This is a genomic window from Halovibrio sp. HP20-59, assembly GCF_033052795.2.
Classification (GTDB): Bacteria; Pseudomonadota; Gammaproteobacteria; order Pseudomonadales; family Halomonadaceae; genus Vreelandella.
On the sequence record NZ_JAWJUW020000009.1, the window covers coordinates 135,029 to 160,094 of the forward strand.

Annotated in this window: 24 protein-coding genes and 1 other RNA gene; 16 read left to right on the plus strand and 9 right to left on the minus strand. The window is 56.1% G+C overall.

Going from position 1 to position 25,066, the window contains the following annotated elements; translation table 11 throughout:
* Positions 1 to 161 precede the first annotated feature (161 nt).
* Entirely contained in the window at positions 162 to 950 is a 789-nt protein-coding gene (locus RZA33_RS12070; protein WP_322976210.1) for a hypothetical protein, read from the plus strand.
* A 12-nt stretch (positions 951 to 962) separates the two neighbouring features.
* Here the strand turns inward: RZA33_RS12070 and RZA33_RS12075 are convergent, their stop codons facing one another.
* Positions 963 to 1,676 carry a 3-deoxy-D-manno-octulosonic acid kinase gene (locus tag RZA33_RS12075; protein WP_317507965.1) on the minus strand — a complete coding sequence of 238 codons (714 nt, stop codon included), beginning with the start codon at positions 1,674 to 1,676 and terminating at the stop codon, positions 963 to 965.
* Here RZA33_RS12075 and RZA33_RS12080 point away from each other — a divergent pair.
* The 3 genes from RZA33_RS12080 to waaA are packed head-to-tail and all read left to right on the plus strand — an operon-like array spanning position 1,675 to position 5,481.
* Positions 1,675 to 2,772, plus strand: coding sequence for a glycosyltransferase family 9 protein (locus RZA33_RS12080; RefSeq protein WP_317507966.1), 1,098 nt, complete (start codon positions 1,675 to 1,677; stop codon positions 2,770 to 2,772). The two genes, RZA33_RS12075 and RZA33_RS12080, sit on opposite strands and share 2 nt — an antisense overlap.
* Positions 2,762 to 4,192, plus strand: coding sequence for a bifunctional D-glycero-beta-D-manno-heptose-7-phosphate kinase/D-glycero-beta-D-manno-heptose 1-phosphate adenylyltransferase HldE (gene hldE / locus RZA33_RS12085; RefSeq protein ID WP_317507967.1), 1,431 nt, complete (start codon positions 2,762 to 2,764; stop codon positions 4,190 to 4,192). Before RZA33_RS12080 ends, hldE begins: the two co-directional genes overlap by 11 nt.
* Positions 4,192 to 5,481 (plus strand): lipid IV(A) 3-deoxy-D-manno-octulosonic acid transferase, encoded by a 1,290-nt coding sequence (gene waaA / locus RZA33_RS12090; RefSeq protein WP_317507968.1) that lies wholly within the window; start codon positions 4,192 to 4,194, stop codon positions 5,479 to 5,481. The genes hldE and waaA overlap by 1 nt, the downstream gene beginning before the upstream one ends.
* Positions 5,482 to 5,505: 24 nt before the next feature.
* On the opposite strand, the gene rpiA is transcribed toward waaA, so the two are convergent.
* The gene (rpiA, locus tag RZA33_RS12095) at positions 5,506 to 6,180 is read right to left on the minus strand and encodes a ribose-5-phosphate isomerase RpiA (RefSeq protein WP_317507969.1); all 675 of its coding nucleotides are present in this window, start codon (positions 6,178 to 6,180) and stop codon (positions 5,506 to 5,508) included.
* Between the two features lie 184 nt (positions 6,181 to 6,364).
* On the opposite strand from rpiA, the gene ilvA reads away from it, so the two are divergent.
* Positions 6,365 to 7,879 carry a threonine ammonia-lyase, biosynthetic gene (ilvA, locus tag RZA33_RS12100; RefSeq protein WP_317507970.1) on the plus strand — a complete coding sequence of 505 codons (1,515 nt, stop codon included), beginning with the start codon at positions 6,365 to 6,367 and terminating at the stop codon, positions 7,877 to 7,879.
* Between the two features lie 409 nt (positions 7,880 to 8,288).
* On the opposite strand, the gene RZA33_RS12105 is transcribed toward ilvA, so the two are convergent.
* From RZA33_RS12105 to RZA33_RS12115, 3 genes are all read right to left on the minus strand, one after another.
* Complete coding sequence (locus tag RZA33_RS12105; protein WP_317507971.1) at positions 8,289 to 8,960, minus strand: 5-formyltetrahydrofolate cyclo-ligase; 672 nt, start codon at positions 8,958 to 8,960, stop codon at positions 8,289 to 8,291.
* Positions 8,961 to 8,998: 38 nt separating this feature from the next.
* A non-coding RNA gene (gene ssrS, locus RZA33_RS12110) (6S RNA) lies at positions 8,999 to 9,181 on the minus strand.
* Positions 9,182 to 9,280: 99 nt separating this feature from the next.
* Complete coding sequence (locus tag RZA33_RS12115) at positions 9,281 to 9,580, minus strand: cell division protein ZapA (RefSeq protein ID WP_317507972.1); 300 nt, start codon at positions 9,578 to 9,580, stop codon at positions 9,281 to 9,283.
* 181 nt (positions 9,581 to 9,761) lie between these two features.
* On the opposite strand from RZA33_RS12115, the gene RZA33_RS12120 reads away from it, so the two are divergent.
* The 4 genes from RZA33_RS12120 (at position 9,762) to RZA33_RS12135 (ending at position 14,397) form a co-directional block, all read left to right on the plus strand.
* Positions 9,762 to 10,340 carry a YecA family protein gene (locus RZA33_RS12120; protein WP_317507973.1) on the plus strand — a complete coding sequence of 193 codons (579 nt, stop codon included), beginning with the start codon at positions 9,762 to 9,764 and terminating at the stop codon, positions 10,338 to 10,340.
* Positions 10,341 to 10,370: 30 nt separating this feature from the next.
* Positions 10,371 to 11,741 (plus strand): Xaa-Pro aminopeptidase, encoded by a 1,371-nt coding sequence (gene pepP / locus RZA33_RS12125; protein WP_317507974.1) that lies wholly within the window; start codon positions 10,371 to 10,373, stop codon positions 11,739 to 11,741.
* Positions 11,742 to 11,835: 94 nt separating this feature from the next.
* On the plus strand, positions 11,836 to 13,077 hold the full coding sequence (gene ubiH, locus RZA33_RS12130; RefSeq protein ID WP_317507975.1) for a 2-octaprenyl-6-methoxyphenyl hydroxylase: 1,242 nt from the start codon (positions 11,836 to 11,838) through the stop codon (positions 13,075 to 13,077).
* Positions 13,078 to 13,116: 39 nt separating this feature from the next.
* A complete protein-coding gene (locus RZA33_RS12135; protein ID WP_317507976.1) occupies positions 13,117 to 14,397 on the plus strand; it encodes a UbiH/UbiF/VisC/COQ6 family ubiquinone biosynthesis hydroxylase in 1,281 nt (426 codons plus the stop codon).
* Between the two features lie 10 nt (positions 14,398 to 14,407).
* On the opposite strand, the gene RZA33_RS12140 is transcribed toward RZA33_RS12135, so the two are convergent.
* The 3 genes from RZA33_RS12140 to gpmI all read right to left on the minus strand — a co-directional run bounded on the left by RZA33_RS12140 (position 14,408) and on the right by gpmI (position 18,551).
* Positions 14,408 to 15,721, minus strand: coding sequence for a S41 family peptidase (locus tag RZA33_RS12140; RefSeq protein ID WP_317507977.1), 1,314 nt, complete (start codon positions 15,719 to 15,721; stop codon positions 14,408 to 14,410).
* Positions 15,722 to 15,837: 116 nt separating this feature from the next.
* Positions 15,838 to 16,974 carry a murein hydrolase activator EnvC family protein gene (locus tag RZA33_RS12145; RefSeq protein ID WP_317507978.1) on the minus strand — a complete coding sequence of 379 codons (1,137 nt, stop codon included), beginning with the start codon at positions 16,972 to 16,974 and terminating at the stop codon, positions 15,838 to 15,840.
* Positions 16,975 to 16,982: 8 nt separating this feature from the next.
* Positions 16,983 to 18,551, minus strand: coding sequence for a 2,3-bisphosphoglycerate-independent phosphoglycerate mutase (gene gpmI / locus RZA33_RS12150; protein WP_317507979.1), 1,569 nt, complete (start codon positions 18,549 to 18,551; stop codon positions 16,983 to 16,985).
* 366 nt (positions 18,552 to 18,917) lie between these two features.
* Here gpmI and RZA33_RS12155 point away from each other — a divergent pair, with 366 nt between their 5' ends.
* The 7 genes from RZA33_RS12155 (at position 18,918) to ruvX (ending at position 23,622) form a co-directional block, all read left to right on the plus strand.
* Positions 18,918 to 19,340 (plus strand): rhodanese-like domain-containing protein, encoded by a 423-nt coding sequence (locus tag RZA33_RS12155; RefSeq protein WP_317507980.1) that lies wholly within the window; start codon positions 18,918 to 18,920, stop codon positions 19,338 to 19,340.
* Positions 19,341 to 19,381: 41 nt separating this feature from the next.
* Positions 19,382 to 19,894 carry a protein-export chaperone SecB gene (secB, locus tag RZA33_RS12160; protein ID WP_317507981.1) on the plus strand — a complete coding sequence of 171 codons (513 nt, stop codon included), beginning with the start codon at positions 19,382 to 19,384 and terminating at the stop codon, positions 19,892 to 19,894.
* Between the two features lie 3 nt (positions 19,895 to 19,897).
* Positions 19,898 to 20,674: a 16S rRNA (uracil(1498)-N(3))-methyltransferase gene (locus RZA33_RS12165; RefSeq protein WP_317507982.1), complete on the plus strand. Its 777-nt coding sequence runs from the start codon at positions 19,898 to 19,900 to the stop codon at positions 20,672 to 20,674.
* Positions 20,675 to 20,801: 127 nt separating this feature from the next.
* The gene (locus tag RZA33_RS12170; protein ID WP_317507983.1) at positions 20,802 to 21,494 is read left to right on the plus strand and encodes a S1 RNA-binding domain-containing protein; all 693 of its coding nucleotides are present in this window, start codon (positions 20,802 to 20,804) and stop codon (positions 21,492 to 21,494) included.
* A gap of 86 nt (positions 21,495 to 21,580) precedes the next feature.
* Positions 21,581 to 22,537: a glutathione synthase gene (gene gshB / locus RZA33_RS12175; protein WP_317507984.1), complete on the plus strand. Its 957-nt coding sequence runs from the start codon at positions 21,581 to 21,583 to the stop codon at positions 22,535 to 22,537.
* A 72-nt stretch (positions 22,538 to 22,609) separates the two neighbouring features.
* The gene (locus tag RZA33_RS12180) at positions 22,610 to 23,167 is read left to right on the plus strand and encodes a YqgE/AlgH family protein (RefSeq protein WP_317507985.1); all 558 of its coding nucleotides are present in this window, start codon (positions 22,610 to 22,612) and stop codon (positions 23,165 to 23,167) included.
* Positions 23,167 to 23,622 carry a Holliday junction resolvase RuvX gene (ruvX, locus tag RZA33_RS12185; RefSeq protein ID WP_317507986.1) on the plus strand — a complete coding sequence of 152 codons (456 nt, stop codon included), beginning with the start codon at positions 23,167 to 23,169 and terminating at the stop codon, positions 23,620 to 23,622. Before RZA33_RS12180 ends, ruvX begins: the two co-directional genes overlap by 1 nt.
* Positions 23,623 to 23,661: 39 nt before the next feature.
* Here ruvX and pyrB read toward each other — a convergent pair whose 3' ends face one another.
* Positions 23,662 to 24,687, minus strand: a complete 1,026-nt coding sequence (pyrB, locus tag RZA33_RS12190) for an aspartate carbamoyltransferase (protein ID WP_317507987.1) — start codon at positions 24,685 to 24,687, stop codon at positions 23,662 to 23,664.
* Between the last annotated feature and the right edge of the window lie 379 nt (positions 24,688 to 25,066).

A 25,066-nucleotide genomic window follows, 5' to 3' on the forward strand; every position in this document is an offset into this window, starting at 1 on the left:
ATTATAATTCCCTGAATTCAGGTTTTAACAGCAAGATTACTCTGCTCCCTACGGAGAGTGTTATGCAACGTCAATTTCCGATACCCCCTGGAGGAGACCCAGCTTTTTCTTCACTGGCTGACTCCCGAATGTACTGGCCGGTACAGCGTGCGCGTCTCCAGATGGCTGTGCGTGATGGCTTTCAAGCGAGGATAGGTGTCCCTCTTGAGCGTATGGTTTTCGGACTATGGAAGCATGATTTTCCTGGAAGTGAATGGGCGGAGCAGTTGGGCTTACCGCGGCGTGTTGTTGAGCAGCAACTAGATACGCGGCTAATACTGCATGTGAATCCCCGTGAACTGGTGCGCCTTCGTGATTGGAGTGAGCTTCCTAAGCGCCTTAGGCCTTTATCGTCGGCGTTTATTTGGAGCGGCGATTGGGACTTGCGGCGAGAAGATCTACGTGATGGTTCGCGCTATCGTTTTATCAGCGATATTGATGCGCATCGCGATGATCTGACTGGCAGCGAGGCCTTTCGCCGCCTCAAAGAGCAAGTCGATGAAGGCCACCCTTGGTCCTCTCACCAGCAAGGACTTTTGCTGGATACTGAAGAGCGAATCCTTATTTATCTGCGTGTTTATCTGAAATTTATGGATGATATGGCCCTTAATGGGTTTGAACAGCAGAAGGGTAAAGATAGATTAGGCGTGGCAGTCAGTAGAAATGGCCGTTTGATAAAAATAAATAGAGGCCTACACCGACTTGCGATGGCGCAATATTTAGGCTTAGCGACAGTACCTGTGGAAGTGAAAGCAGTGCATAGAGATTGGTGGGAAAAAGTAACGCAAAAGGCTCATGGCGCTGAAGCGTTTGAGCGCATGCTAACAGCATTACAGTATTGTGTGCCGGAGACAGAATCCGGCCCTTTAGATACTCAGCAATCACTACAAAAATTTACATGGCCCCTTTAAAGAAAATGTAGATTAGCTTGTGGCTCGGTATCCTTGGATGAGGGGAGAGATGACCAGCGAAGGTTTAAACTTGTGTATAGATCGCTCCAGCCGTTTTAAATTTTCTTCCTGCCATTTCCCAGGCTCACGAAGTCGGCAGCGATCAAAGTCAATCAACCAAGGCTCGCCAATGGGGTCGATCAAAATATTACGCGCGTTCAGGTCAACGTGGTCAAGCCCTACTTGATGAAAACGCCGAACCATGACCCCTACACGCTTTAACAATGCTTCATTGGCTAGATCGTTAACGAGTAGCTCTGCCAGGGCTTTGGCACCCGCAATGCGCACGGTGATCAATGCGGCTTCATACGTAAGCCCATAGCGGGTAACGCAGCTCGCTACGGGGCGGGGCACCCGGAGCCCCTGCTCAAAAAGGGTGGCAGTTAAACGCAATTCACGAAATGCTCGGGTGCGCTCGGCGCCTGTCCACAAATAGCGTTTTTTACTTAGTTTGGCCGCCATGCCACCCCGACGATAAGGCCTTAGTGCCCACTGTTCAGTAGGCGTTGCCTGCACAAACAAACTGCTACCCCGGCCGGGGGCTTCACCGACAATTAGTTCTCGCTCACGCCAGTAATCGCTAGTGAACAGAGCCGGTTTGATTTGGTGTGTTTCAGGCGCGTCACATAAACTGTCTGCATCATGTAAAATCAGATTATTTTTTTGCCGGAGTGCTGTTAAGCGCATGAAGCCCTCGTTACCTGTTCAGCCTAACCATATTGCCATTTTGCGTCTCTCCGCCTTAGGAGATGTGTGCAATCTCGTGCCCACTGTGCGGGCGTTGCAGCGCCAGTGGCCTGATGCGCGCATTACCTGGATTATCGGTAAGGGGGAACACAGTCTACTGGCGGGGCTTACCGGGGTCGAGTTTGTTGTTTACGACAAGTCGACCGGTATTGCTGGGATGCGCGCGTTATGGCGGCAGCTTGCCGATACGCGCTTCGATGTGCTGCTGCATATGCAGCAGGCCATTCGTGCTAGCGTGCTGTCGCTTGGGCTGAAGGCTGATGTACGCGTAGGCTATGACAAGGCGCGCGCCAAAGATGCGCAACACTGGTTCACCCAGTATCAGCTCGCACCGCATCCCAATGCCCATGTGCTGGAGTCTTTTATGGACTTCGCCCGGGTGCTCGGAGTAGAGGATGACCGCTTAGCGTGGGATTTACCTGTGCCAGATACGGCACGTAATGAGGCTCAGGTGATCAGTGGTGAGACGCCTTACCTCGTCATAAACCCGTGTAGTAACGTTCGCCTACGTAATTTTCGCAATTGGTCGGTCGAGGGGTACGCTAGCGTGATTGAGCACGCTTGGGTGCAGCACGGTCTTAAAAGCGTATTGACCGGTGGCGGTAGTGCCCTGGAGCGAGAAATCGGCGATCAAATCGAAGCGCTTTGCCAGCCAGCCAGTGTGATTAATGCCATTGCTGGTACCTCTTTAAAAGGAGTTTTAGCGCTGATCGATCAAGCCCAAGCGGTGATAGCGCCGGATACCGGGCCTATCCATATGGCCAATGCCATGGGTACACCTGCGTTGGGGCTTTATGCCTCCACTAATCCCCAGCGCGCCGCACCCTATTTATGGCGGGACTTTGCGGTTAATGCCTACCCCGAAGCCGTGCGCACCTATCTGCATAAATCGGTAGACGAAGTGAGTTGGGGCCAGCGGGTACGCCACCCAAGCGCTATGACGCTGATTAAAGCCGACGATGTCATTGCCAAGTTGGATACACTGCTGGCACATACCGCTTCAACCACCAGCGCAGGGAGCACCGATGAAAATTGATTTAACCGCCCTAGAGCACGCCCGTGTACTGGTCGTGGGGGATGTGATGCTAGATCGCTACTGGCATGGTGGTACCTCGCGCATTTCCCCTGAAGCGCCGGTGCCGGTGGTGCGCGTGGAAGATGTAGAAGACCGCCCAGGCGGAGCGGCTAATGTGGCGCTGAATATTACCTCGCTAGGCGGCCATGCGGTGCTGGCGGGCGTTATCGGTATCGATGAGAACGCGCAGATTCTACAAGCCAGTTTGAATGCATCAGGTGTGAGTGCTCACTTTCAGCGTAGCGCCGAGATACCCACGATTACCAAGCTGCGTGTGATGAGTCGTAACCAGCAACTGCTGCGCCTGGATTTTGAGCAGCCTTTGGACAGTGTCGAGACCAGTGAGCTGGTGGCTCAAGTAGAAAAGGCGCTCCCCGATTGCGACATAGTGATCCTTTCCGACTACGGTAAAGGCACACTGAACCAAGTAGAGAACTTGATAGCCAGCGCAACAGACCAGGGCAAGCGTGTGCTAATCGATCCGAAAGGGCAGGATTTCAGCAGATATCGAGGGGCGAGTTTAATCACCCCCAACCTCACCGAGTTTGAAGCGGTGGTCGGCCATTGCGCGACCGATGATGAGTTATCCCGCCGAGGCGAAGCGCTACGTGCGGAGCTTGAGCTGGAAGCGCTGCTAATTACCCGCAGCGAAAAGGGCATGACGCTGATCCGCGAAGGGCATGCGCCGCTGCACTTACCCACCCGCGCTCAGGAAGTTTTCGATGTCACAGGGGCGGGCGATACCGTTATTGGCCTAATGGGGCTAGCGCTTGCGGCAGGCCACGCCTTTCCCGAAGCGATGATGTTGGCCAATTTGGGCGCCGGTCTGGTAGTGGCCAAACCGGGTACAGCCACGCTATCGATCGCTGAGCTCTACACTGCATTACACGGCGATAAGCTAGCCGAGTTTGGCGTGATTGAGCCCGATATGCTGATTGAGGCGGTACGTGCCGCCCAACTGCGCGGTGAGCGGGTGGTCATGACCAACGGCTGCTTCGATATTCTGCACGCGGGCCATGTTGCGTACCTGGAGCAGGCTAAGCGCCTGGGTGATCGTTTAATCGTCGCGGTTAACGACGACGCCTCTATTGGTCGCCTGAAAGGGCCCAAGCGGCCGATTAATCCGCTTAACCGGCGTATGCAGGTGTTGGCAGGGTTAGGTGCCGTCGATTGGGTAGTGCCCTTTAGAGACGACACCCCCCAGGCGCTGATTGAAGCGGTGCTTCCCGATATATTGGTCAAAGGTGGCGATTACCGGCCAGAAGATATTGCCGGGGGCGCAGCCGTTATGACCAATGGTGGCGAAGTTAAAGTGCTGGGCTTTGAAGACGGCGTTTCGACCTCGGCGATGATTAGCTCCATTATTGATCGCGAGCGCTAATGGCTTCGCTTGCCTGGCCACGGCTTGCCTACTCAGCGGCATTGTATGCGCTCTCACCACTGATTGGCTGGCGTGTATGGCGTGAGCAAGTACCCACTTACTCGCGCCTTCAACGGCTGGGATTACGCCTTCAGCCGCTTCCTCCCGCGCCACGTATTTGGCTGCACTGTGCGTCTGTGGGAGAAGTGCGCGCCGCACGCCCGTTAATTGAAGGGCTACTTGCGCATTACCCGGCGCATAGCCTACTGCTTACGACCATGACGGCTACAGGGGCTCAGCAGTCTCAAGCGCTTATTAGCGAGCAAACTCCAAGCGATCAAGCAAGGCTTACCCATCGCTTCCTACCGTTGGATTTTCCCGGTGCTGCTAGACGCTTTGTACGTAGTGTTCAGCCCGAACTCGCGATCCTGTTTGAAACCGAGCTGTGGCCCAACCTGATCCACGCCTGCCGCCAGCGGGGTGTGCCGGTGGCAGTGGTGAATGGTCGTCTATCGCCCCGCACTTTTAAGCGCTACCAACGTCTGCGCCCGCTAATGACCAGCACGCTCGCCAATATTAGCTGGCTAGCCGCAAAATCACCGGCAGATGCCGAACGCTTTAATGCCCTTGGCTGCAGCACGGATATCACCCGCATCGTTGGTTCGCTCAAATTTGAGATGGCTAGTAAAAACAGAGCACAGGAAGAGGGTGAGCACTTACTTCAAGAGTGGGGAGAGCGTCCAGTTTGGGTGGCAGGCTCGACCCGAGACGGCGAAGAAGCGCTATTGCTAAAGGCCCATCGCCAAGTGCTGCAACGCTACCCTGATGCGCTGCTAGTGTTGGTGCCGCGCCACCCTCAGCGCTTTGATGAGGTGGCCGCGTTGTGCGAGAAAGAGTGGGTGTTAAGCCGCCGCAGCAAGCAGCAGCCCGTGACGGCGCAAACCCAGGTGTATCTGGGGGATACGCTAGGTGAACTATCAGTGCTTTATACAGCAGGCCGTGTGGCCTATGTAGGCGGTAGTCTGGTGCCGCTGGGGGGGCACAATGTGTTAGAACCGGCGGCCCTGGGCAAGCCGGTTATCAGCGGCCGCTCGATTGAAAACTTTGCTGATGTGGCTGAACCGCTGCAAGCGGCAGGTTCGCTAACGCTGGTTGATAGCCCGGACGCCGTGGCAGACGCTGTGGCCGACTATTTTGCTAACCCTGAGCGCGCCCAGCAGGCTGGGCTGGCAGGGCGCGCAGCTATTGAGGCACACAAAGGTGCCCTGGCTCGCACCCTGACAGGATTGGCGTTGCTACTACCCCGTTAGCGCAGTGGCGTTATGTAAGCGTCTTTATTTTAGCGCTATGCGCTCTACGCCATCTGCTTTACCCAACAGCAGAACGTCGGCGCCGCGGGCGGCAAATAAACCATTGGTCACTACGCCGACGATAGCGTTGATTTTTGCTTCCATGGCCACTGGGTCTGCGATCATAAAATCGAAGCAGTCGATAATTTGGTTGCCGTTGTCGGTAACCACCCCCTGGCGGTAGACGGGATCAGCCCCCAATGCGACAAGCTCGCGGGCGACATAGGAGCGCGCCATGGGGATGACTTCTACCGGCAGCGGAAAGCTGCCTAACTGGGGCACGTATTTTGAACCGTCGGCGATGCAGACAAAACGCTTGGCACAGGCAGCCACGATTTTTTCGCGGGTCAGTGCTGCGCCACCGCCTTTAATCATATGTAAGTTAGCATTTACTTCGTCTGCGCCATCTATATAAAAAGGCACTGTGCCGACGCTGTTGAGCTCAAACACTTCAATGCCCAGTTTCTCTAGGCGCTCGGCGCTGGCGTTTGAGCTGGCCACCGCGCCTTTAAAACGGTCGCGCAGCGGGCCTAGACGATCAATAAACAGGTTGGCCGTGGAGCCAGTGCCAATGCCCAGGACAGTGTCTTTTTCCAGCTGCGGTTCAATCTCTTTAATCGCTGCATCCGCCACGGCGGCTTTCAATTCATCCTGGTTCATCGCTGGTTTCATAATAAGCCTAATAAGTTATTAGATAAGAGTAAGTCAGAGGAGCGTTCGTCATAACAGAGGTAGAGCGCTAGTATAGCGGTCTAAACGTTGCCTGCCGATGTAGACGCCACTAGGTGTAATCTGCTACCAATGAATGTTCTGTCCGTTCACGTCTTTCCCTTGGGATACCCGCATGCTCGAAGCAACCGTCAAAAAGATTCTCCAAGCCCGTGTATACGAAGCCGCTTGTGAGACACCGATTTCCCCAGCTCCCTTTTTGTCGCGTCGTTTCAACAACCAGATTTTGATTAAGCGCGAAGATTTACAGCCGGTATTTTCGTTTAAGATTCGCGGTGCTTACAACAAGATGACGCAGTTAACCCAGGCGCAAAAAGACAAAGGCGTGATTGCCGCTTCCGCCGGTAACCATGCCCAGGGGCTTGCCATGGCGGCCAAACTGATGGGCGTCAAAGCGGTGATTGTCATGCCGCGCATCACGCCTGACATCAAAGTGCAGGCGGTGCGCGCACGCGGCGCCAAGGTCATTCTTAAAGGTGATGCCTTTGCCGCTGCTGCCGAACACGCGCAAGAGCTGATCAAAGAGCACGGTTATACCTATATTCCGCCGTTTGACGATATTGATGTGGTGGCCGGTCAAGGCACCATCGGCGTAGAAATTCTACGCCAACACGCTGGCCGTTTAGATGCCATCTTTGTGCCTGTAGGCGGCGGCGGGCTGATTGCGGGTGTGGCGGCGTATGTGAAATATTTACGCCCGGATATCAAAGTGATCGGTGTGGAAGCCGAAGACAGTGCCTGCCTTAAAGCCGCGCTAGAAGCCGGCGAACGCGTGATACTCGACCAGGTTGGGGTGTTTGCCGAAGGCGTCGCAGTGGCTCAGATTGGCGAGGTGCCTTTTGCCCTGATGAAAGATCTGGTCGACGACGTGATCACCGTGACCACTGATGAAATGTGCGCTGCGGTAAAAGATATCTTTGAAGATACCCGCGCGGTGGCAGAAACCTCCGGGGCGCTATCATTGGCGGGGCTGAAAAAATATATTCAGCAAACCGGCGCCGAAGGCGAGACGCTGTTATGCATTAACTCAGGTGCCAATACCAACTTTGACCGCCTGCAGCATATAGCCGAGCGTACAGAGCTTGGCGAACAGCGTGAAGCGATCCTGGCAGTCACCATTGCCGAAAAACCGGGCAGCTTTAAGAAGTTCTGCCGCACTGTTGGTAAGCGGATGGTGACCGAGTTTAGCTACCGTTATGCCGATAGTAGCGAAGCGCATATTTACGTGGGTATCCAGGTCAAACCCGGTGGCGAAGACCGCCAAGCGGTGATTGATAAGCTGCGTGAGGGCGGGTATCAGGTAGAAGACCTGACCGATAATGAACTAGCCAAGCTACATATCCGTCACCTGAGCGGCGGCCGTCCTAGCGAGCGATTTGAGGAAGAGGTCTATCGCTTTGAGTTCCCCGAACGCCCAGGTGCACTGATGAACTTCTTAACCCAACTGCCTCACGACTGGAACATTTCGTTGTTTCACTATCGCAACCATGGCGCGGCTTATGGTCGGGTTTTGGTGGGTATGCAGGTGCCTAACGGTGACCGCATCCATGTGGCGGAGTATTTAGATGCGATAGGTTATCGCTACTGGCGTGAGAGCGATAACCCAGCTTATCGACTGTTCATGGCTTAATCATACAGTCTTGTATGTAAGTGGCTGCTAACCGCGAGCGCCAAAGCTACTCAGCTTCATAAGCGTGTCAAAAGCTTTAAATAGGGGCAAAAAAAGCCTCTTTAAGCAGTTGTAAACGATGCCTTGTTAGACCTATAGTCGTGAGTGAAATTAATCCAATCTGCCATTACGTTGATAACGACAATGAATGGCAGATTTAATCCATTCGGCAATGTCAAAGGTGTTGGAGAAGCGGTATGCGGCGTAAAAAGCCTGATATGGTAATGGCGTTAATGATTGTGTTTGCATTAGGAGTACTCGCCACTGGTTACGCGCAGGCGTTGTCGGGGAGTTAGCCCTCAACGCTGCGGCATCGCTTTTAACCCGCAATAACAACATGGGCTGACCCTCTAGAGGATCGGCCCTTTTTTTATTGGCGCCGAACGCAGCCTTGATCGCTGACCACTACTTGTAAGGGTACATCCCAAGGTTCAACGGGTAGCGACGCCGCCTGCTGGCAGGCGTGGGCAACGCCAATCAGTGTAGGTGACGGGCCAGGGCGGCGCATAAAGGCAAGGCTACGGTCATAAAAACCGCCGCCCATGCCCATCCGATTCGCTTGGTTATCAAACCCCACCAGCGGCACGATCAGCGTATCCAGTGCCCACGCGGGCAAGCGATTTCGCCGTTGGGCGCTAAATCGACTATCCGGTTCCCAGATGCCAAAGCGGTTTTTCACCATCGGCGTGTCGGGGCGGTAGGCGACGAACCAGAGACGATTAGCGCTAAACGGGCACAAAACAGGCAAATAGACATCTACCTTACGTTTGCGCAACCAAGGGAGTAGCGGCGTAGGATCAATTTCGCCGCTAACGGGCAGGTAAAGACTCAAGCGTCGCGCGCGGGTAATTTCAGGCAGCGTTTGCAAGCGGTGGCACAGGCGCTTTGCTGCGGCACGCTGTTCGCGTTGAGTGAGGGCTTGGCGTTGGCGACGTAAAAAGCGGCGTAGCGCGCGCTTATCAATGCTGGGCTGTTGATCTGGAAGTGGTTGGCTTTGAAGAACTGCGCTTTGACGGGATCCGTCGTGATGGAGGTTTTTCATTACTATCTGTTTCCCCCATACGGATGTCTGATTGCGGGGTGTTCTCCAAGGTGCCGCTGTCGTTCTGGCCCTGAACCTACTGGTTCAGGTGGGTGGCCGCAGCCAGACCGTCAGGCTTTCCGACGCACGGACATGCACACGGGTCTGGCTAGCATTTGGCCCCCTGGGTATTACGCATAGGCTCGAGGGACTTTAACGACTGGCGCACACCCCAGAGAACACGGTCATCCTAACAGAGCAGCGGCGAATGCCAAAGGGGTGGCTTAAACGTTCGCAGCGTTTTCAGATGATCGACAGACAACCCTACTTTTAAGCAATGCCTAGGGCTGGCGGGTTTTGGCTAATGCCTGTTCAAGGCGAGTATTTAGCCGGTTAAGATTCTCTTCACTGGCTCGCTGTTCATCCATGGCTTCGAGAAGCTCGTGGGTGATGTTGAGCGCCGCCATAATGGCAACGCGTTCACTGCCGAGAACGCTGCTTTGGGCATTGATGCCCTGCATGGCGCGGTCTAGGTAGCGCGCGGCGCGATCCAGTTTGGCTTCTTCGCCCGTGTCACAGGCAATGATATAGCCTCGCCCTAACAGGGTTATTTCTTTGGTTGGCCGCTTGGCGTTACTCATCAAAGACTCCAGCACGGGCCAGCAAGGGGCCCAATGCGTTAACATCACTGCATAGGAAGATAGGTGTCGCTCACTATAAGAGAGGCGATTGCGCGCGGTCAACGCGCGGACGCCAGCAGCATGTACCATTGCCGTCACTCTGTCGCCTACACACCCAGTGGATAAGAGGTTATTAAAGACGATGTCATTGATTGATGAACGCCAGGACTTCTCTGACGTAGCAGATGTTTTTCTACTGCATGGCAGCATGCAGTCCCCGGCTTTTTTGGATGGCCGCTTATGCGCACTGCTGGCGCTTCGCGATGTCAGTGCCGAAGCTTGGCTGGACGAAGTTTGCCAGAGTTTAGGCGTAGAACAGCCTCGCGACCAGCCTAGCGCCGAGCGGCTGCTTGGCTGGCGGCGACAAACGCTAGAGGCGTTAAGCGCCAGCGACCTGGACTATACGCCGCTACTGCCCGATGAGTTGTTCTCGCTGGGCGAGCAGGCGCAGGGGCTTAAAGACTGGACGCTAGGCTTTATCGAGGTAGTGGATGAGGTCACTGATAACGACCTGCGCGAACGCTGGTCCCAGGCGCTCCGTGAGGCAATTAGCGACTTGGAGGCCCTAGGGCGTATCGATACCGACATCGACGATAGCCCCGAAAACGAAAATGATTTGTTCGCGCTGACTGAGCATGCCCGCATGGCCGCGATGCTACTGTATACGGAGCAGCACCCAGGCATGCCACAGGTCGAGCAAACCGACGCGCCCGTTCATTAATAACGCTGCATCATTTTGATAGGAGCCGCTATGCTGCCTGACCCTGTGTTGTCTGACGCTAAGTTACCTACGTTGCTACCCCGCCCCCCCGCGATAAGCGCGGCGGAATATCGCCACCGCCGCGACGCCCTGATGGCCCAGCTGCCAGAGAACGCCGCCGTGGTGCTCCCCGGCGCTGGGTTGATGACCCGCTCGCGGGACAGTGAATTCGCCTTCCGCCAGAACAGCGATTTTTACTACCTAACCGGCATTTGCGAGCCTGACGCCCTATTACTGCTGCTGCCGGGGCGCGCTGAAGGTCAAAGCGTGGTGTTCTGCCAGGATCGCGACCCCACGATGGAAGCCTGGACTGGGCGTCGACTGGGCGCCGCGGGCGTGGTCGTTGAACACGGTGTCGATCAGGCGTTTGAAAACGCGGATCGCGATGAGCGCTTGCTTGAACTGCTAGCGGGCCGCGAGCTGCTCTATTTGCCGCTGGACAACGCCGAGGCTATGAGTGTTGCCGAAGACGCGTTGGCTGACGCTCAGGCAGGGCTCAGGCGTGGGCGGCCGCCACTAAAAGGCTGGCTGGATATTAGCCCCCTGATTCACGCCATGCGGCTAATTAAAAGCGACGCTGAAATTGCCCTTCTGCGCCATGCGGCCTGGATATCGGCTCGTGCCCATCGTCGTGCCATGCAGGTGTCGCGTCCAGGGCTGAGCGAATTTCAGCTTCAGGCCGAGTTAGAGCATGAGTTTGTCTGGCAAGGCGCCAGTGGCCCCGCCTACAGTACGATTGTTGGCAGCGGTGCTAACGCTTGTGTTCTGCACTATATTGAAAACAGCGCTCCACTACGTGAAGACGGTTTAGTGCTGATTGACGCGGGCGCCGAATTTGACCTCTACGCGGGCGATATTACCCGCACGTTCCCGGTGGCCGGGCTGTTTAGCGACTCCCAGCGGGCGCTCTACCAGGTGGTGCTAGAGGCCCAAGAGCGCGCGGTTAACGCCATCCAGCCCGGTGCCACGCTAACGGACATTCACCTGCAGGTAGTCACGGATTTAACCGCCGGGCTGATCAAGCTTGGCCTGCTGGAAGGCGAGGTTCAGGCGCGCATCGATGACAACAGCTACAAGCGCTTTTATCTTCACTCCACCTCCCATTGGCTGGGGTTGGACGTCCACGATGTCGGCACTTATAAGCTGGATGAGCAAACACCCCGGCCACTGGCCGCAGGAATGGTGCTCACGGTAGAGCCCGGCCTGTATATCCCTAGCGATGAAGATATTCCCGAGGCCTATCGCGGTATTGGCATTCGGATTGAAGACAATGTGGTGGTGACGAATGACGGCCATGAAGTACTGACCGCAGACGTGCCTAAACAGGTTGTTGAAATCGAAGCATTAATGACTAAAAAGTAACCAGTTTTTAATGGGTTAACGGGTCTTTATGTAAATTACATTACGAAGTATTAGTTGTCTCCAAGGTGCAGCGGTATATGAGAAGGAGAAGGCGATGGAAGGGGCTGAACAAAGGACGAGTCAAACAGCTGATAATGCGCTGACCCACGACATTGTGATTGTAGGCGGCGGGCTGGTAGGCGCCAGCTTAGGCTGCGCGCTGGCGCCGCTGATTGAGCGCTATGGTTGGCGTGTGGCGATCATTGAGTCGGCGCCAATGGTTGTTCAGCCGCCGGAAAATGCCTGGCAGCCCAGTTTTGATGCCCGGGCCAGCGCGATTGCAGAAGGCTCGGCGCAGCGCTTTCAGCAGTTGGGTGTGTGGGAAGGGATGCGTGGAGAAGCCACGCCTATCAAGCGCATCCATATCAGTGAGCGAGGCCGCTTAGGGATGACCCGGCTGAGTGCTGACGAGCTGGGCGTCGACGCGCTGGGTCATGTTATCCCCAATGCCTGGATGGGCCAGGTGCTTCACCAGCGGCTTGCTCAACTGCCGCTTGAGTGGCACTGCCCGGCGAAGGTTGAACAACTCACCCCCGTGGCTAATGGTCATGAACTGCGGCTTTCAGACGGTAGCCAGTTGAAGGCAGGCCTAACGGTATTGGCCGATGGGGGGCGCTCTGGGCTTAAAGAGCAATTAGGCATTGGCAGCCGCCATGAGTCCTACCAGCAGACGGCGCTGATCGCTCACGTGGGGGTCAGCCAGCCCCATCTTGGGGTCGCTTATGAGCGCTTTACCGGCCAAGGACCAATGGCGCTATTGCCCCTGCCAGGCCAGGCCATGGAGTTGATCTGGACGCACCCCAGCGGCAGCGAAAAAGCGCGTATGGCGCTTCCCGAACGTGAATTTCTGCTCCAGCTACAGCAGGCGTTTGGTGACCGTGTCGGCCGGTTTACCCGGGTAGGTACGCGCCATGCCTATCCGCTATCGCTGGTGACGGCCGAAGAACCCGTGCGCCCAGGGCTTGCGGTGTTGGGCAATGCTGCCCACGCCTTGCACCCGGTTGCAGGGCAGGGTTTTAACCTAGCGCTGCGTGGGGTGATGGATCTGGTCGAAGCGTTGGAGCAGGGCGAGCAGGCCAGCCGGCCGCTGGGCGATATGACCACGCTGCAGGCCTTTGAAAAGCAGCGCTCTCGAGACCGTGCCAATGTGATTCGCTTTAGCGATGGCCTGGTGCGCCTCTTTGGGCTCTCTTTCCCGCTACTGCCTCACGCCCGCGCTGCCGGGTTAACCGGCCTGAATCTTATTGGCCCGCTGCGGCGGGGGCTGGCCCGGCGCGCCATGGGCTTAGAGCGCTAAGTGGTTAACCGTTAACCCATAGGTTAGAAAAGGAACACTATGCATACGGATTCATCTATTGCGAAGCCACCGGTGGAAAGCTTTGAGGCGATTATTGTTGGCGGCGGTATGGTCGGCACCGCGCTTTGTGCGCTGCTGGCCCAAGCCGGTATGCAGGTGGCGCTGGTGGAGGCAAAGCCAGGTCCGCTTAGCCTGGACGATGCAAACGCTACACTGCCGACGCCGCGGGTCAGCGCGTTAACCCCGGTCTCCCAGCGGTTGCTCACCCATTTGGGCGCTTGGCCCGTTATGCAGAAAACCCGGGTAACGCCCTACCAGGGGATGCAGGTATGGGATGCCGAAGGGAGCGGCGAGATTACTTTTTCCGCCGATGAGGCGGGGGTTGCAGTGCTGGGTCATATTGTTGAGAACGCGGTCACGCTCGCCGCTCTCAATCGTCAGGTCGTTGACCATTCCAATGTCACCCTATTTTTTGGTGCTCGCCTACAAGCGCTGCAGCGTGCAAGCTCACATCCTTCAAAGCAAGCCTCAAACGGCGACTGGCTGATACTTGACGATGGGCGACAGCTACATGCGCCGTTAATCATCGCCGCCGATGGCGCCCACTCGGTGCTGCGCGAAATGGCCGGTATAGAGGTGGCTAGCGACGATATGCAGCAGGAGGCCGTGGTGACCACCGTTAAGTGTGCCAAGCCCCATGGTGGCGCGGCGCGGCAGGCATTTATCGACGGGCGACCGCTAGCGTTTTTACCGCTAACGGTAGGGGACGACGATCGTTACTGCTCTATTGTCTGGTCGACCACGCCGGAACACGCCGCTGAGCTGAGTGAATTGCCCCGCGAAGCACTGGGGAAGGCGCTGGGGGAGGCGTTTGGCCACCGCCTAGGTGAGGTAACGGTGTGCGATAAGGCCCACCGGTTTCCGTTAATCCAGCGCCATGCGCGCCACTATGTACAACCGCATTTCGCACTGGTGGGGGACGCAGCGCACAATATCCATCCGCTGGCGGGCCAGGGAGTGAATTTGGGCTTGATGGATGCGGCAGTCTTGGCAGAAGAGGTGGTGCATGCCTGGCAGCGCGGTGCTCCTTGGGGAGAATTAAGCACTTTGAAGCGCTACGAGCGTCGGCGCCGTTTTGATAACAGCGCCATGCTGGGGCTGATGAAAGCCTTTAAAGTGCTATTTGGCAGCCACGACCCGGGGCTGACGCTAGCACGCAATTTGGGGATGAGCGGTATGAACCAGTTAGTGCCGCTAAAGCGCGTGCTCATGCGGCAGGCGACCGGGGAACGCGGCCGCCTGCCGCTCACTTGCCGTTAAACCAAGGTCGTTAACGCCGACGGCGGTCAACCACGTTAAGCGCTTTGAGCAAGTTGAGGGCTTCGCTGAGTTGATAGTCGTTGGACAGCCGCTCAGTCATTTCCTGGCGGTCTCGAGGGGCTTGTTGACTGCTTAAGTGTCCCTCCAAGTCGGCCTCACGAACTTCCAAGCGGCTCTCGGCAACCTCTAGCCTGCCGCGTACTACGGTGACGTCGGGTTCAATGCCTTGGGCTTGAATCGAGCGACCATTCGGGGTGTAGTAAAGCGCCGTAGTGAGTTTGAGGCCTTCGCCATTGCCCAGCGGCATAATTTGCTGCACAGAGCCTTTACCGAAGCTGTCGGTGCCCATGATGACGCCGCGCCGCTGGTCCTGCAGCGCGCCAGCGACGATTTCCGCCGCTGAGGCACTGCCTCCGTTAACCAGCACCACTAGCGGAACATCGCCAGCCGGCGTCGGCGAAGAGGCGGAGAACGACATCTCGGTATCTGAAAGACGCCCTTCGGTATACACGATCAAACCTTCGTCCAAGAACAGGTCGGCAACCCCCACGGCGGCTTGTAACACCCCGCCGGGGTTATTGCGTAAATCAAGTATCAACCCTTCTAGCGGCTGTTCGCGAGCCATTTGCTCAAGCGCCTCGCGGGCCTGTTCGGTGGTGCGCGACTGAAACTGGCTGATACGCAGGTAGCCGTAACCGGGCTCGAGCACCTCGTGCTTAACGCTTTCGCTGCGAATAACCTCGCGGGTCAGGGTAAACTCCCGGGGCGTGTCTTCGCCTGAGCGCAGTACACTAATCTGCAGTTCGCTGCCGGGTTCGCCACGCATCAGCGTCACCGCTTCTTGCAGCGATATGCTGTCGGTGGGGGTGCCGTCAATGGCAATAATAATATCGCGGGACAACAAGCCAGCGCGGGAAGCGGGCGTGTCATCAATCGGGGTAATCACCATCAACTGACCGTTTTGCATGCCCACTTCGATACCAATCCCGCCAAACTCACCCTGGGTGGATTCACGCAGGCTTTGATATTCCTCCTCATCCAAGTAGGCCGAGTGGGGATCCAGCTCGCTGAGCATGCCGCGCATGGCGTTGCGCAGCAGCGCTCGGTCATCGACCTCTTCAACATAGGCACGCTTAATGCGCTCGAACACCTCGGCGAATGTTTGTATGTCTTCTAATGGCAGTGCATTGCTAACATTTTGACTTTCCGCGCTAGCGTTGGGCTGGGCGAAAAGAGTCAGCGGGGCCGAGAGCAAAGCAATCGGGAGCAAGGTGGCCAAGAAGCGCTTGGCGGGGGCCGATACCTCGGTAACAGATAGCGTCATGCAGACTCCGCAAGGCGATAGGTGGCGCCTTATAGCGTCACCCTGAAGTTGAAATACTAACAGTAGCTGAGACATCATAAAATGTGGTGGCATCAACCGTTGTGCAGCTTATCCCGTCAGCGGCGCGCAATCCAACGCTGTGGGTTAATGGGTTCGCCGCTGCGACGAACTTCAAAGTAGAGGGCTGCGCGGGTTTGGCCGCCGCTGACACCCACGCGGCCGATTTCATCGCCGCGGTTGATTTGCTGGCCAGGCCTGACGCTGAATTGCTGAAGGTGGGCATGCAGCGTCATGATCTGATCGCCGTGGTCGATAATCAACAAGTTACCAAACCCCCGCATCCAGTCGGCAAACACCACGCGGCCAGCGTGAACGGCGGTGACCGGTGTGCCTTGGTTGGCTTGAATGACAATACCGTTGTAGTGCACACCGTCGCGATGGTGAAAGCTGCTGCTAATGGAACCCTGTACCGGCCAAGGCAGGTCGCCTTGGGTGCTGACAATATGCGTCGTCGGCGTGGGTTCGGCCAGCTTAGCCATCTCCGCCTGGATGTTGCGCAGCACGCGTTCGGCCTCTTCGCGGCTTTGATTAAGGTCGGCCAGCCGGTCCTCCTCGCTGCCGTAGCGATCATCCAGGTTAGCCACCACGCCGCGGCGTTCGGTAGTGCGCTCGGCCAGGAGCGCGCTTTGCTTCTCCAGCTCATCGGCCAATGTATCAAGGCGCGCCTGTCGCTCGCGTAGCTCGTTTTGGGTATCGGCCAAAGCGTTGTCGAGCCGAGCGATAGCGTTTAAACGGCGATTGCGTGCTTTGCTCAGCCGGTTCATATACGCCTGCATACGATCAAGCTCGGCGGGGTCGCCCTGATTAAGCAACAGTTTGAGCTGCGGCGTGGGGCCAAGACGGTAAAGCGCTGAGAGCTGCTGGCCCAGCGCCGCGTACTGGTCGGCGCGCTCATTTTCCAGCCGGTCACGATGCTCACGTAGTTGCGCAGTTTCATCATTCAACTGGCGGCGCTCGGCTTGCAGCGTGTCCAAGCGCTGATGGGTTTTGGCAAGCTCGGTTTCGACTGCCTCCAGCTCGCGCTCGGCGCTATCCCGGGCCTGGCCGGTGGCGCTGAGACGTTGGGCAACGGACTCGATCTCTTGGCCAATCGCATCCAACTGCTGACGCGCTGCGCTTTCGTCCCGCTGGGCGAAGCTGGCTGGCGCGAAAACTAACGCCAACCAGAGAGTCAGTGCTAAACATGACCGCATGAGCACTACTACTTGTTGTAATGAATCAGTGGATTACCTGTCATCGCCTCGGGTTGTTCCTGATCCATCATGGTGAGCAACGTAGGGGCCAGGTCGCATAGCTTGCCTTCTTCAAGTGCGGCAGAACGTTCACCGACATAGATAAGCGGCACCACAAAGGTGGTGTGGGCGGTTTGCGGTGCGCCGGTTTCGGGGTGAACCATCTGCTCGGCATTACCGTGGTCGGCGGTAATTAAGCAAGCACCGCCCGCGCGCTCAATGGCGTCGACCACGCGACCCACGCAGGTATCAACAGTCTCAATGGCTTTTACCGCGGCGTTGAAATCACCGGTGTGGCCGACCATGTCACCGTTGGCGTAATTGCAAACGATGAGATCAAACGTGCCGCCATCAATGGCGTCGACAAGCTTATCGGTAATCTCGACCGCGCTCATTTCCGGCTTTTCGTCGTAGGTGCGCACATCACGCGGTGAGGGCACCAGGATGCGCTCTTCGCCCGCGTACTCGGCTTCGTTGCCGCCTGAAAAGAAGAAGGTCACGTGGGGGTACTTCTCAGTTTCGGCAATACGCAGTTGGGTTAAACCGCGTTTGGCGACAACTTCTCCCAAGGTGTCGTTGAGGTCTGACGGCGGGAAAGCGGCAGTTAAAGGAATATCAGCGGCGTACTGGGTCATCATGACCAGCCCCTGGCCTGCGAGTTTGGGGCACTCACGGCGCTTAAAGCCGTCGAAATCTGGTTCGGCAAAGGCGCGGCTCAACTCGCGGGCGCGGTCAGAACGGAAGTTGAGGAAAATCGCCGCATCGCCATCTTGTAAGGTAATGGGCTTATCGTGAAGTGGCACGCTGCTGGCGGTGATGAACTCGTCGGTTTCGCCGCGCTGGTAAGCATCGCGTAGCGCGATTTCAGCGCTAGTGGCGTAGTACTCAGCTTGGCCATCGGTGAGCAGGCGGTAGGCTTGCTCGACGCGCTCCCAGCGGTTGTCACGGTCCATGGCGTAAAAACGGCCAATAATCGAGGCAACAAAGCCGTTATCGGCACCCACCAACTCCGCTAAGCGGGCATTGGCACGCTTAATTGAGGCCAGCGCGCTTTGCGGTGGCATATCGCGGCCATCCAAAAAAGCGTGAATAAAAATACGCTGGGCGCCGCGGCGAGCCGCCAGTTCGGCCATGGCAATAAAGTGGTCTTCATGGCTGTGCACGCCGCCGGGTGATAGCAGGCCAATTAAGTGTACCGGGCGGCCATTGGCGACGGCTTCGTCAATCGGCTGGGTGAGGTTGTCATTCACATCCAGGTCGCCATCTTCTATTGTCTTGCTGATACGGGTGAAATCCTGATAAACGATACGTCCGGCACCAATATTCATATGCCCGACTTCGGAGTTGCCCATTTGGCCGTCGGGAAGCCCGACGTTAAGACCATCGGTGTGAACGAAGGTATGGGGGCGCTCTTCCCACAATTTATCCATCACCGGTTTGTGGGCAGCCGCTACCGCATTATGGCTGCTGTCGGGGTTGTGGCCGTAGCCATCAAGAATAATCAGCGCCACGGGGCGCGGGGTGCGAGAAGTATCCATAAAAACCTCGTTAAGATTGGCAAGCCGAACGACGCGAAAAAATCGGGGTCGCGATGGGCGCACGCTTGGGGCATCATAACGCAGGCAACTGCCAGGCGTCATGATTTAGGAGCCTGTCCGGCTTAACACTGATCTACTGCGAATCCCGGTATTTTGGCCAACTTTAGTCGATCGATTTCGTTAAATAACGCGTTATTCGCCTCAATCGAGCGATAAATTTGGCTCAAAATCCGTGCTTCTCGCAACGATCGGCTAAGCCGGACAGGCTCCTAGGCCTGCGCGGGAAGCGATCTGACGTGTATACTTGTCGCGTTTTACCGGTGGCAACGCCCTTTTTTCCGTATTTACCAAGAGATTGTGTTCGCGATGATCGATCAGGTGTTCGAATTCGTACAGAACCACCCCCTGCTAGTGGGAGCGTTTTTGCTGGTGTTGGTAGCGTGGCTTGTCTACGAAGCACGTAGTGCCTCCACGAATGCACTGACGTCTACCGAGGCTACTCAGCTTATCAACCGCGAAGATGCGGTGGTGGTTGATATCCGTGAAAGCAAAGACTTCAAGGCCGGGCATATCGCAGGGGCGCGCAATATTCCGCAAAGCAACCTTGATAGCCGCATGAACGAACTGGATAAAGTGAAAGCCCAGCCGATCATTGTGGTGTGCAAGCACGGCCAAAGTTCTGGCGCCGCGCAAGCCAAGCTTGCCAAAGCGGGCTTTGAGCGGGCTTTCAAGTTGAAGGGCGGCATGGCGCAGTGGCAAGGCGACGGCCTTCCAGTGGTTAAAAAATAACCAACGCTATTTTTAATTAATCAACAATCAGGAGTTTTCCTATGGCGGAAGATAACAATACCCCGCAGGCAGGTGCTACAGCAGACGAAAAGCCGCAGCTGAAATTTTCTCTGCAGCGTATTTACGTAAAAGATATTTCGTTTGAAGCGCCCAATTCTCCCTCGGTGTTTAAGCAATCGTTCAAGCCCAAGGTGAATCTGGACCTGAATACCACCAGCACCAAGATTGCCGATGACCAGTACGAAGTCGTAGTCAAGGTGACCGCGCAGGTTAACGACAACGAAACCGGCACCACCTCTTTCCTGGCTGAAGTCGAGCAGGCGGGCCTGTTCCGCATTGCCGGCATTGAAGGCGCACAGCTGGATCAAACCTTGGGTGCTTTCTGCCCCAACCTGCTGTTCCCTTACGCCCGTGAGTGCGTGGATAACCTGGTCAACCGTGGTGGTTTCCCGCCGCTGATGCTAGCGCCGGTAAACTTTGAAGCGATGTACGCCCAGCGTAAGCAACGCGAAGCTAAGCAAGCAGAAGAGAACACTCAAGAGAACACCCACTAAGCGATGTCAAACGCCATGTTAGAAATGCACGCCGCTGATTGGTATGCCTTGCATGGCAAAATGCCGCGCTTCTTCGTGCCTGCTGCTTTTGTAGCAGGCAGTGACGTCGTATTGCCGGACGGCCCGGCGCGGCACATCACTCGCGTGCTGCGCATGGGTGAAGGCGCGCCGCTGGTACTGTTTGATGGTCAAGGGCGTGAGGCGGGCGTTCGTTTGGCGGAAGTTAGCCGCAAACAGACGCTGGCGAGAGTCGAGGCAGTATGGGCCGGTAGTGGTGAATCGCCGCTGTCCGTCCATTTAGGCCAGGCTATCTCTAAAGGCGACCGAATGGATTATGCCATTCAAAAGGCCGTCGAGCTGGGCGTCGCGGCGATTACTCCGCTGTATACCGAGCGCGGTGACGTGCGGTTGAAAGGCGATCGTGAAGATAAAAAGCTGGCGCATTGGCAGGCGGTGGCAGCCAGTGCCTGCGAGCAAAGTGGTCGCGCGGTGGTGCCCCAAATGCACTCACCAATGCCGTTATCAGCATGGCTTGACGAGCGCCAGGAGCCGCTGCGCTTGATGCTGCATCTGGCGACCGGCAATGCGTTTGATCGCCAAGACCGACCGGCGTCGGTAGCGCTCCTGATCGGCCCGGAAGGCGGTTTGAGCGAGAGTGATATCGCTGCTGCCCAAACCGCTGACTTTACGCCGCTGACGCTTGGCCCGCGTGTTTTGCGTACCGAAACAGCACCGGTGGTGGCGCTTTCGCTGCTGCAGCACTACTTTGGCGATTTGTAAGTATATATTTTTTCCTGCGCCCTCTATTAATAACCGTAGCTGCTTTTTCATGCTTACCCTGCTGTGCTTTGCCTTACCTCTATAAGGCACCATAATAATATTCTATTTTTCTTGAAGGACGTTCCCCATGGTCCGTGAGTCTCACTCCTCCCCGCGATCTGCTAGCGATGCATCTGCCCAGTTGGGTGAAGTGGCGTACCTAACGGTTACGGCTGTCAATAATATCGGAGCGTTTTTGCAGTGGGGGCAGCCTAAAGATGTGCTGCTGCCGTTTAGCGAGCAACACTTTCGACCCGATCCGGGTAAGCGCGTATTGGTCATGCTGTATAGCGACGACCAGGGGCGGCCGGTCGCGACGATGAAGCTGGATCGCTTTTTGACCGATGACGCTTGGGACCTGGAAAAAGGCGATGAAGTCGCCGTGATGGTGGCTGAGCGGACCGATCTGGGCATGAAAGTTATCGTCAACCACCGTTACTGGGGGCTTATTTACCAAGATGACGTGACTCAACCGCTGCGGCGTGGTCAATCTATCAAAGGCTATGTGAAGCAGCGCCGTGAAGATGGGCGTTTGAATATTTCGTTATTACCGCCAGGTGCCGCTCGTTTAGATGTGGTCGGCGATAAAGTAATGCAGGCCCTGCGTGAAAGTGGGGGCTATTTAGCGCTGGGCGATAAAAGTGAGGCGCACGAAATAAAAGCCCGCTTAGGTGTCAGTAAAAGTGCTTATAAACAAGCCATTGGGCGGCTTTACAAGCAGCAGTTGATCACTTTGGAGCCGGGCGCCATTCGCTTAGTGCCCGGCGCACTTAGCGAGTAATGATGAGTCGTTAGCTGGGGAAGTTGGCGCCTAGCGGGCAGTGCGGCATACTGCACACCTATTGTTCATGTTTGGATAGTGCCCCGATGAGCCAATCAAATCTGCATCTCGGTGTTGTGATGGATTCCATCAGCGACATCGCTTACAAGAAAGACACCACTATGGCTCTGCTCTGGGCTGCTCAAGAGCGAGGTTATACCCTGCACTATATGGAGCAGGGGGATCTTTTCTTGAACGCGGGGCAGGCCTACGCGCGCATGCGGCCGTTAACGGTACATCGTGACCCTCATCACTGGTACGACTTAGGCGAGCCTTCGGCACGTCCCATGGTTGAGCTGGATGCGGTGCTAATGCGTAAAGACCCACCCGTGGATGCCGAGTTCACTAATGCGTTGCACCTGCTAGGATTTGCCGAGCGTGAAGGCGTGCTGGTGGTGAACCCGACGGCTGCGCTATTACAGTGCAACGAAAAGCTGTTTGCCCAGCAGTTTCCCCAGTGCTGCGCGCCGACCTTAGTGGCCAGCCGTGACGATGTGCTGCGTGCTTTCCACGCAGAGCATGGCGACGTAATTTTCAAGCCGCTGGATGGCATGGGTGGCACCGGTATTTTTCATATCGGCCCAGACGGTCGCAATATTGGCGCGGTGATTGAGCAGCTCTCCTTGCGCGGCCAACGTCAAATCATGGCCCAGCGTTACCTGCCGGAAATTAAAGACGGCGATACGCGCATTCTGCTTGTGGACGGTGAGCCAGTGCCCTTTGGGCTGGCGCGCATACCTTCGGCGGGGGAAACCCGCGGCAATCTGGCTGCTGGTGGGCGAGGCGTCAGTCGCGAGCTAACCGAGCGTGACCATTGGCTTATTAAACAGGTACAGCCGATGATTCGTGACAAAGGGTTGATGTTTGTCGGTCTGGACGTGATCGGCGATTATATTACGGAAATTAACGTCACCAGCCCAACCTGCGTGCGCGAAATTGATGATCAGCGGGGCACGAATATTGCCGGATTGCTGCTCGATGCCGTTGAGCGCCGCTTAGCCTAAGCAAGGCCTCGCTCGGATAACTACACTCATTACGCTATGCCTGTTGGGATGCCAGCAGGCAGTGGGAGATGCATGCAAAGTTTGAAACATCACTTTTTGATGGCCATGCCACACTTAGACGACCCTAATTTTGCTGGTAGTCTCATTTATCTATGCGACCACGATGACAACGGCTGTATGGGGGTGATTACTAATCGGCCAATGGAAATTACTCTCGAGGCCCTGTTTGATCAATTGGAATTGGGTGGTGAAACAAGTCCGCATCGTAACGCGCCGGTATACTACGGCGGGCCAATGCACAAAGATCGTGGCTTTATCCTGCATGTGGGCGATAGCCAGCAGTGGGATTCGAGTATCCAGGTGGAAGATGGCATTGCGCTTACTACTTCGCTGGATATCCTCCAGGCCTTCGCGGCTGGCGATGGCCCCGAGCAGTTTTTAGTTTGTTTGGGCTGCACGGGGTGGGAAGTGGGTCAGCTTGAAGAAGAGCTTAAAGAGAACAGTTGGCTAACGGTAGAAGGCCAACGTTCGGTGCTATTCAATACCCCGCCCGTGGAGCGTTTGACGGCCGCGGCGGGCTTGTTAGGCGTCGACCTTAATCTAATGACCCGAGATGCGGGGCACGCTTAATGGCTGAGGCGGGGCAGCGCTTAATTCTGGCCTTTGATTACGGCACTCGGCGGATTGGCGTTGCTGTGGGCAATGAGCTGCTTCACAGCGCCCGCGAGCTGACACCGCTAACCGCGCGGGATGGGATTCCCGATTGGAACATCGTGACGCGCCTGCTTAACGAGTGGCAGCCGGATCTATTAGTAGTAGGGCTGCCGCTGAATATGGATGGCAGCGAGTCAGAGATGAGCACTCGCGCGCGAAAATTCGGTAATCGTTTGCATGGTCGCTACGGCAAGCCGTGTGAAATGGTCGATGAGCGAGGTACGACCCGCGAGGCCAAAATGATCGCCCGTGAGGCAGGTCATAAAGGCAACTATCGCCAAGACAGTGTCGATGGAATCGCCGCTATTTTGATTCTGGAAGGCTGGTTTGCCCACCTGGAAGGTTTGCCTGGTGGGCGTTTATCACTTTAGTCCCTATCGTTTTTTAGACCCTGCTTAACTCGCTTCGCCTTATCGGTCCAGCGTGCCCGTTTGTGACGGCACGTACCAGCGGACCGGCCGTAAATCTTGCTCAACCAGCTCATCGACATTTAACAATGTGGCAAAAATCGCCATGCGCATGGGAATACCGTTATCGGTTTGACGAAAAATCGCCAGACGCGGGTCGCCGTTAAGATTCACGTTTAAATCGTTGGCACCTGGGCGGCTGTCACGGGGCAGCGGGTGCATTACGATCGTGTTTTGGCCGCAGCGGTGATCGAGAAAATCGCGGTTAACCATAAAGTCGTCGGATAAGCCCTGGAAGCTCTCATTCATTTCGTTGGTAAAGCGCTCTTTCTGAATGCGGGTGGTGTACACCACATCTAAATCTGAGAAGTCACAGGCCAGCGACTCGCGCTGCTCGATGCGGTGGCCCCGCGACGTCACTAAATCAATCAGCTTGGATGGCATCTCAAGACCTGGCGGCGATACCAGCGTAATACGCAGTGGGTCATAAAGTGACAAGAGCTTGATCAGTGAATGTACCGTGCGCCCGAATTTTAAATCGCCAGTGAGCAGAATATGCGCTCCGCTTAAGCGTTTGCCCAGGCGCTGAAACTCTTTATCAATCGTATAAAGATCGAGCAACGCTTGGCTGGGGTGCTCGCCAGGACCATCGCCGCCATTAATCACCGGTACATTAGTCGCTGCGGCGAACTCAGCCACGGAGCCTTGGTCGGGGTGGCGCATCACAATTGCGTCGCAGTAGCCACTCATTACCCGGCTGGTGTCGTAAAGCGACTCCCCCTTAGCCATGGAAGAGAAGGTAAAGCCTGTGGTGTCACAAACACTACCGCCCAAACGGCAAAAAGCCGCGTTAAAGCTGACCCGTGTTCGGGTGCTGGCTTCAAAAAACAGATTGCCGAGGACCGCCCCTTCTAATACCCGCGTTACTTGGCGCCGCTGAGCAATCGGCTCCATTCGCGCAGCGACGCGCAACAAGTGATCAACGCTTTCGCGGTTTAGTGAGTCGACGGTTAGCAGGTGGTGGCTCATGGCGGGTCTCGACAAAGTGGTGGAAAGAGCGGTAAATAAAGCTAGTGTAACCGCCAATCAGCTTGGTGCCGAAGGGGTTTCACCCGCTAATGGCTGCTAATCTGTAATTTTTTAACAAACCCCATTGCCAACCCGCCAGTGAGATCGTATAGTACGCATCCGCTGCCGGGGACGCCTAGCGTTACCAGCGGTGAATGAGGTGTAAAAGCCTTGGTTTGTCAGGAAGTTAGAGCAGGTTTCATTGTTCGCTTCACTCGCTAAAATCAGCGATTGACAATCACCAGGAAATGCGTAGAATACGCCTTCCTCGCTGCGGCAAGCCAGTTCAACGGCTAGCCAGTTAAGCACAGCGAAACAGCTCTTTAACAATTTGATCAGG

Bases quoted from the DNA above. Each gene is read 5' to 3' on its own strand.
- RZA33_RS12070 (WP_322976210.1), top strand. From the start codon at position 162: ATGGCTGTGCGTGATGGCTTTCAAGCGAGGATAGGTGTCCCTCTTGAG.
- RZA33_RS12180 (WP_317507985.1), top strand. From the start codon at position 22,610: ATGCAAAGTTTGAAACATCACTTTTTGATGGCCATGCCACACTTAGAC.
- secB (WP_317507981.1), top strand. From the start codon at position 19,382: ATGGCGGAAGATAACAATACCCCGCAGGCAGGTGCTACAGCAGACGAA.
- gshB (WP_317507984.1), top strand. From the start codon at position 21,581: ATGAGCCAATCAAATCTGCATCTCGGTGTTGTGATGGATTCCATCAGC.
- RZA33_RS12165 (WP_317507982.1), top strand. From the start codon at position 19,898: ATGTCAAACGCCATGTTAGAAATGCACGCCGCTGATTGGTATGCCTTG.
- ruvX (WP_317507986.1), top strand. From the start codon at position 23,167: ATGGCTGAGGCGGGGCAGCGCTTAATTCTGGCCTTTGATTACGGCACT.
- rpiA (WP_317507969.1), bottom strand. From the start codon at position 6,180: ATGAACCAGGATGAATTGAAAGCCGCCGTGGCGGATGCAGCGATTAAA.
- RZA33_RS12075 (WP_317507965.1), bottom strand. From the start codon at position 1,676: ATGCGCTTAACAGCACTCCGGCAAAAAAATAATCTGATTTTACATGAT.
- RZA33_RS12115 (WP_317507972.1), bottom strand. From the start codon at position 9,580: ATGAGTAACGCCAAGCGGCCAACCAAAGAAATAACCCTGTTAGGGCGA.
- RZA33_RS12080 (WP_317507966.1), top strand. From the start codon at position 1,675: ATGAAGCCCTCGTTACCTGTTCAGCCTAACCATATTGCCATTTTGCGT.
- RZA33_RS12145 (WP_317507978.1), bottom strand. From the start codon at position 16,974: ATGCGGTCATGTTTAGCACTGACTCTCTGGTTGGCGTTAGTTTTCGCG.
- RZA33_RS12120 (WP_317507973.1), top strand. From the start codon at position 9,762: ATGTCATTGATTGATGAACGCCAGGACTTCTCTGACGTAGCAGATGTT.
- hldE (WP_317507967.1), top strand. From the start codon at position 2,762: ATGAAAATTGATTTAACCGCCCTAGAGCACGCCCGTGTACTGGTCGTG.
- ubiH (WP_317507975.1), top strand. From the start codon at position 11,836: ATGGAAGGGGCTGAACAAAGGACGAGTCAAACAGCTGATAATGCGCTG.
- pepP (WP_317507974.1), top strand. From the start codon at position 10,371: ATGCTGCCTGACCCTGTGTTGTCTGACGCTAAGTTACCTACGTTGCTA.
- gpmI (WP_317507979.1), bottom strand. From the start codon at position 18,551: ATGGATACTTCTCGCACCCCGCGCCCCGTGGCGCTGATTATTCTTGAT.
- RZA33_RS12170 (WP_317507983.1), top strand. From the start codon at position 20,802: ATGGTCCGTGAGTCTCACTCCTCCCCGCGATCTGCTAGCGATGCATCT.
- RZA33_RS12140 (WP_317507977.1), bottom strand. From the start codon at position 15,721: ATGACGCTATCTGTTACCGAGGTATCGGCCCCCGCCAAGCGCTTCTTG.
- RZA33_RS12135 (WP_317507976.1), top strand. From the start codon at position 13,117: ATGCATACGGATTCATCTATTGCGAAGCCACCGGTGGAAAGCTTTGAG.
- RZA33_RS12155 (WP_317507980.1), top strand. From the start codon at position 18,918: ATGATCGATCAGGTGTTCGAATTCGTACAGAACCACCCCCTGCTAGTG.
- RZA33_RS12105 (WP_317507971.1), bottom strand. From the start codon at position 8,960: ATGAAAAACCTCCATCACGACGGATCCCGTCAAAGCGCAGTTCTTCAA.
- ilvA (WP_317507970.1), top strand. From the start codon at position 6,365: ATGCTCGAAGCAACCGTCAAAAAGATTCTCCAAGCCCGTGTATACGAA.
- waaA (WP_317507968.1), top strand. From the start codon at position 4,192: ATGGCTTCGCTTGCCTGGCCACGGCTTGCCTACTCAGCGGCATTGTAT.
- pyrB (WP_317507987.1), bottom strand. From the start codon at position 24,687: ATGAGCCACCACCTGCTAACCGTCGACTCACTAAACCGCGAAAGCGTT.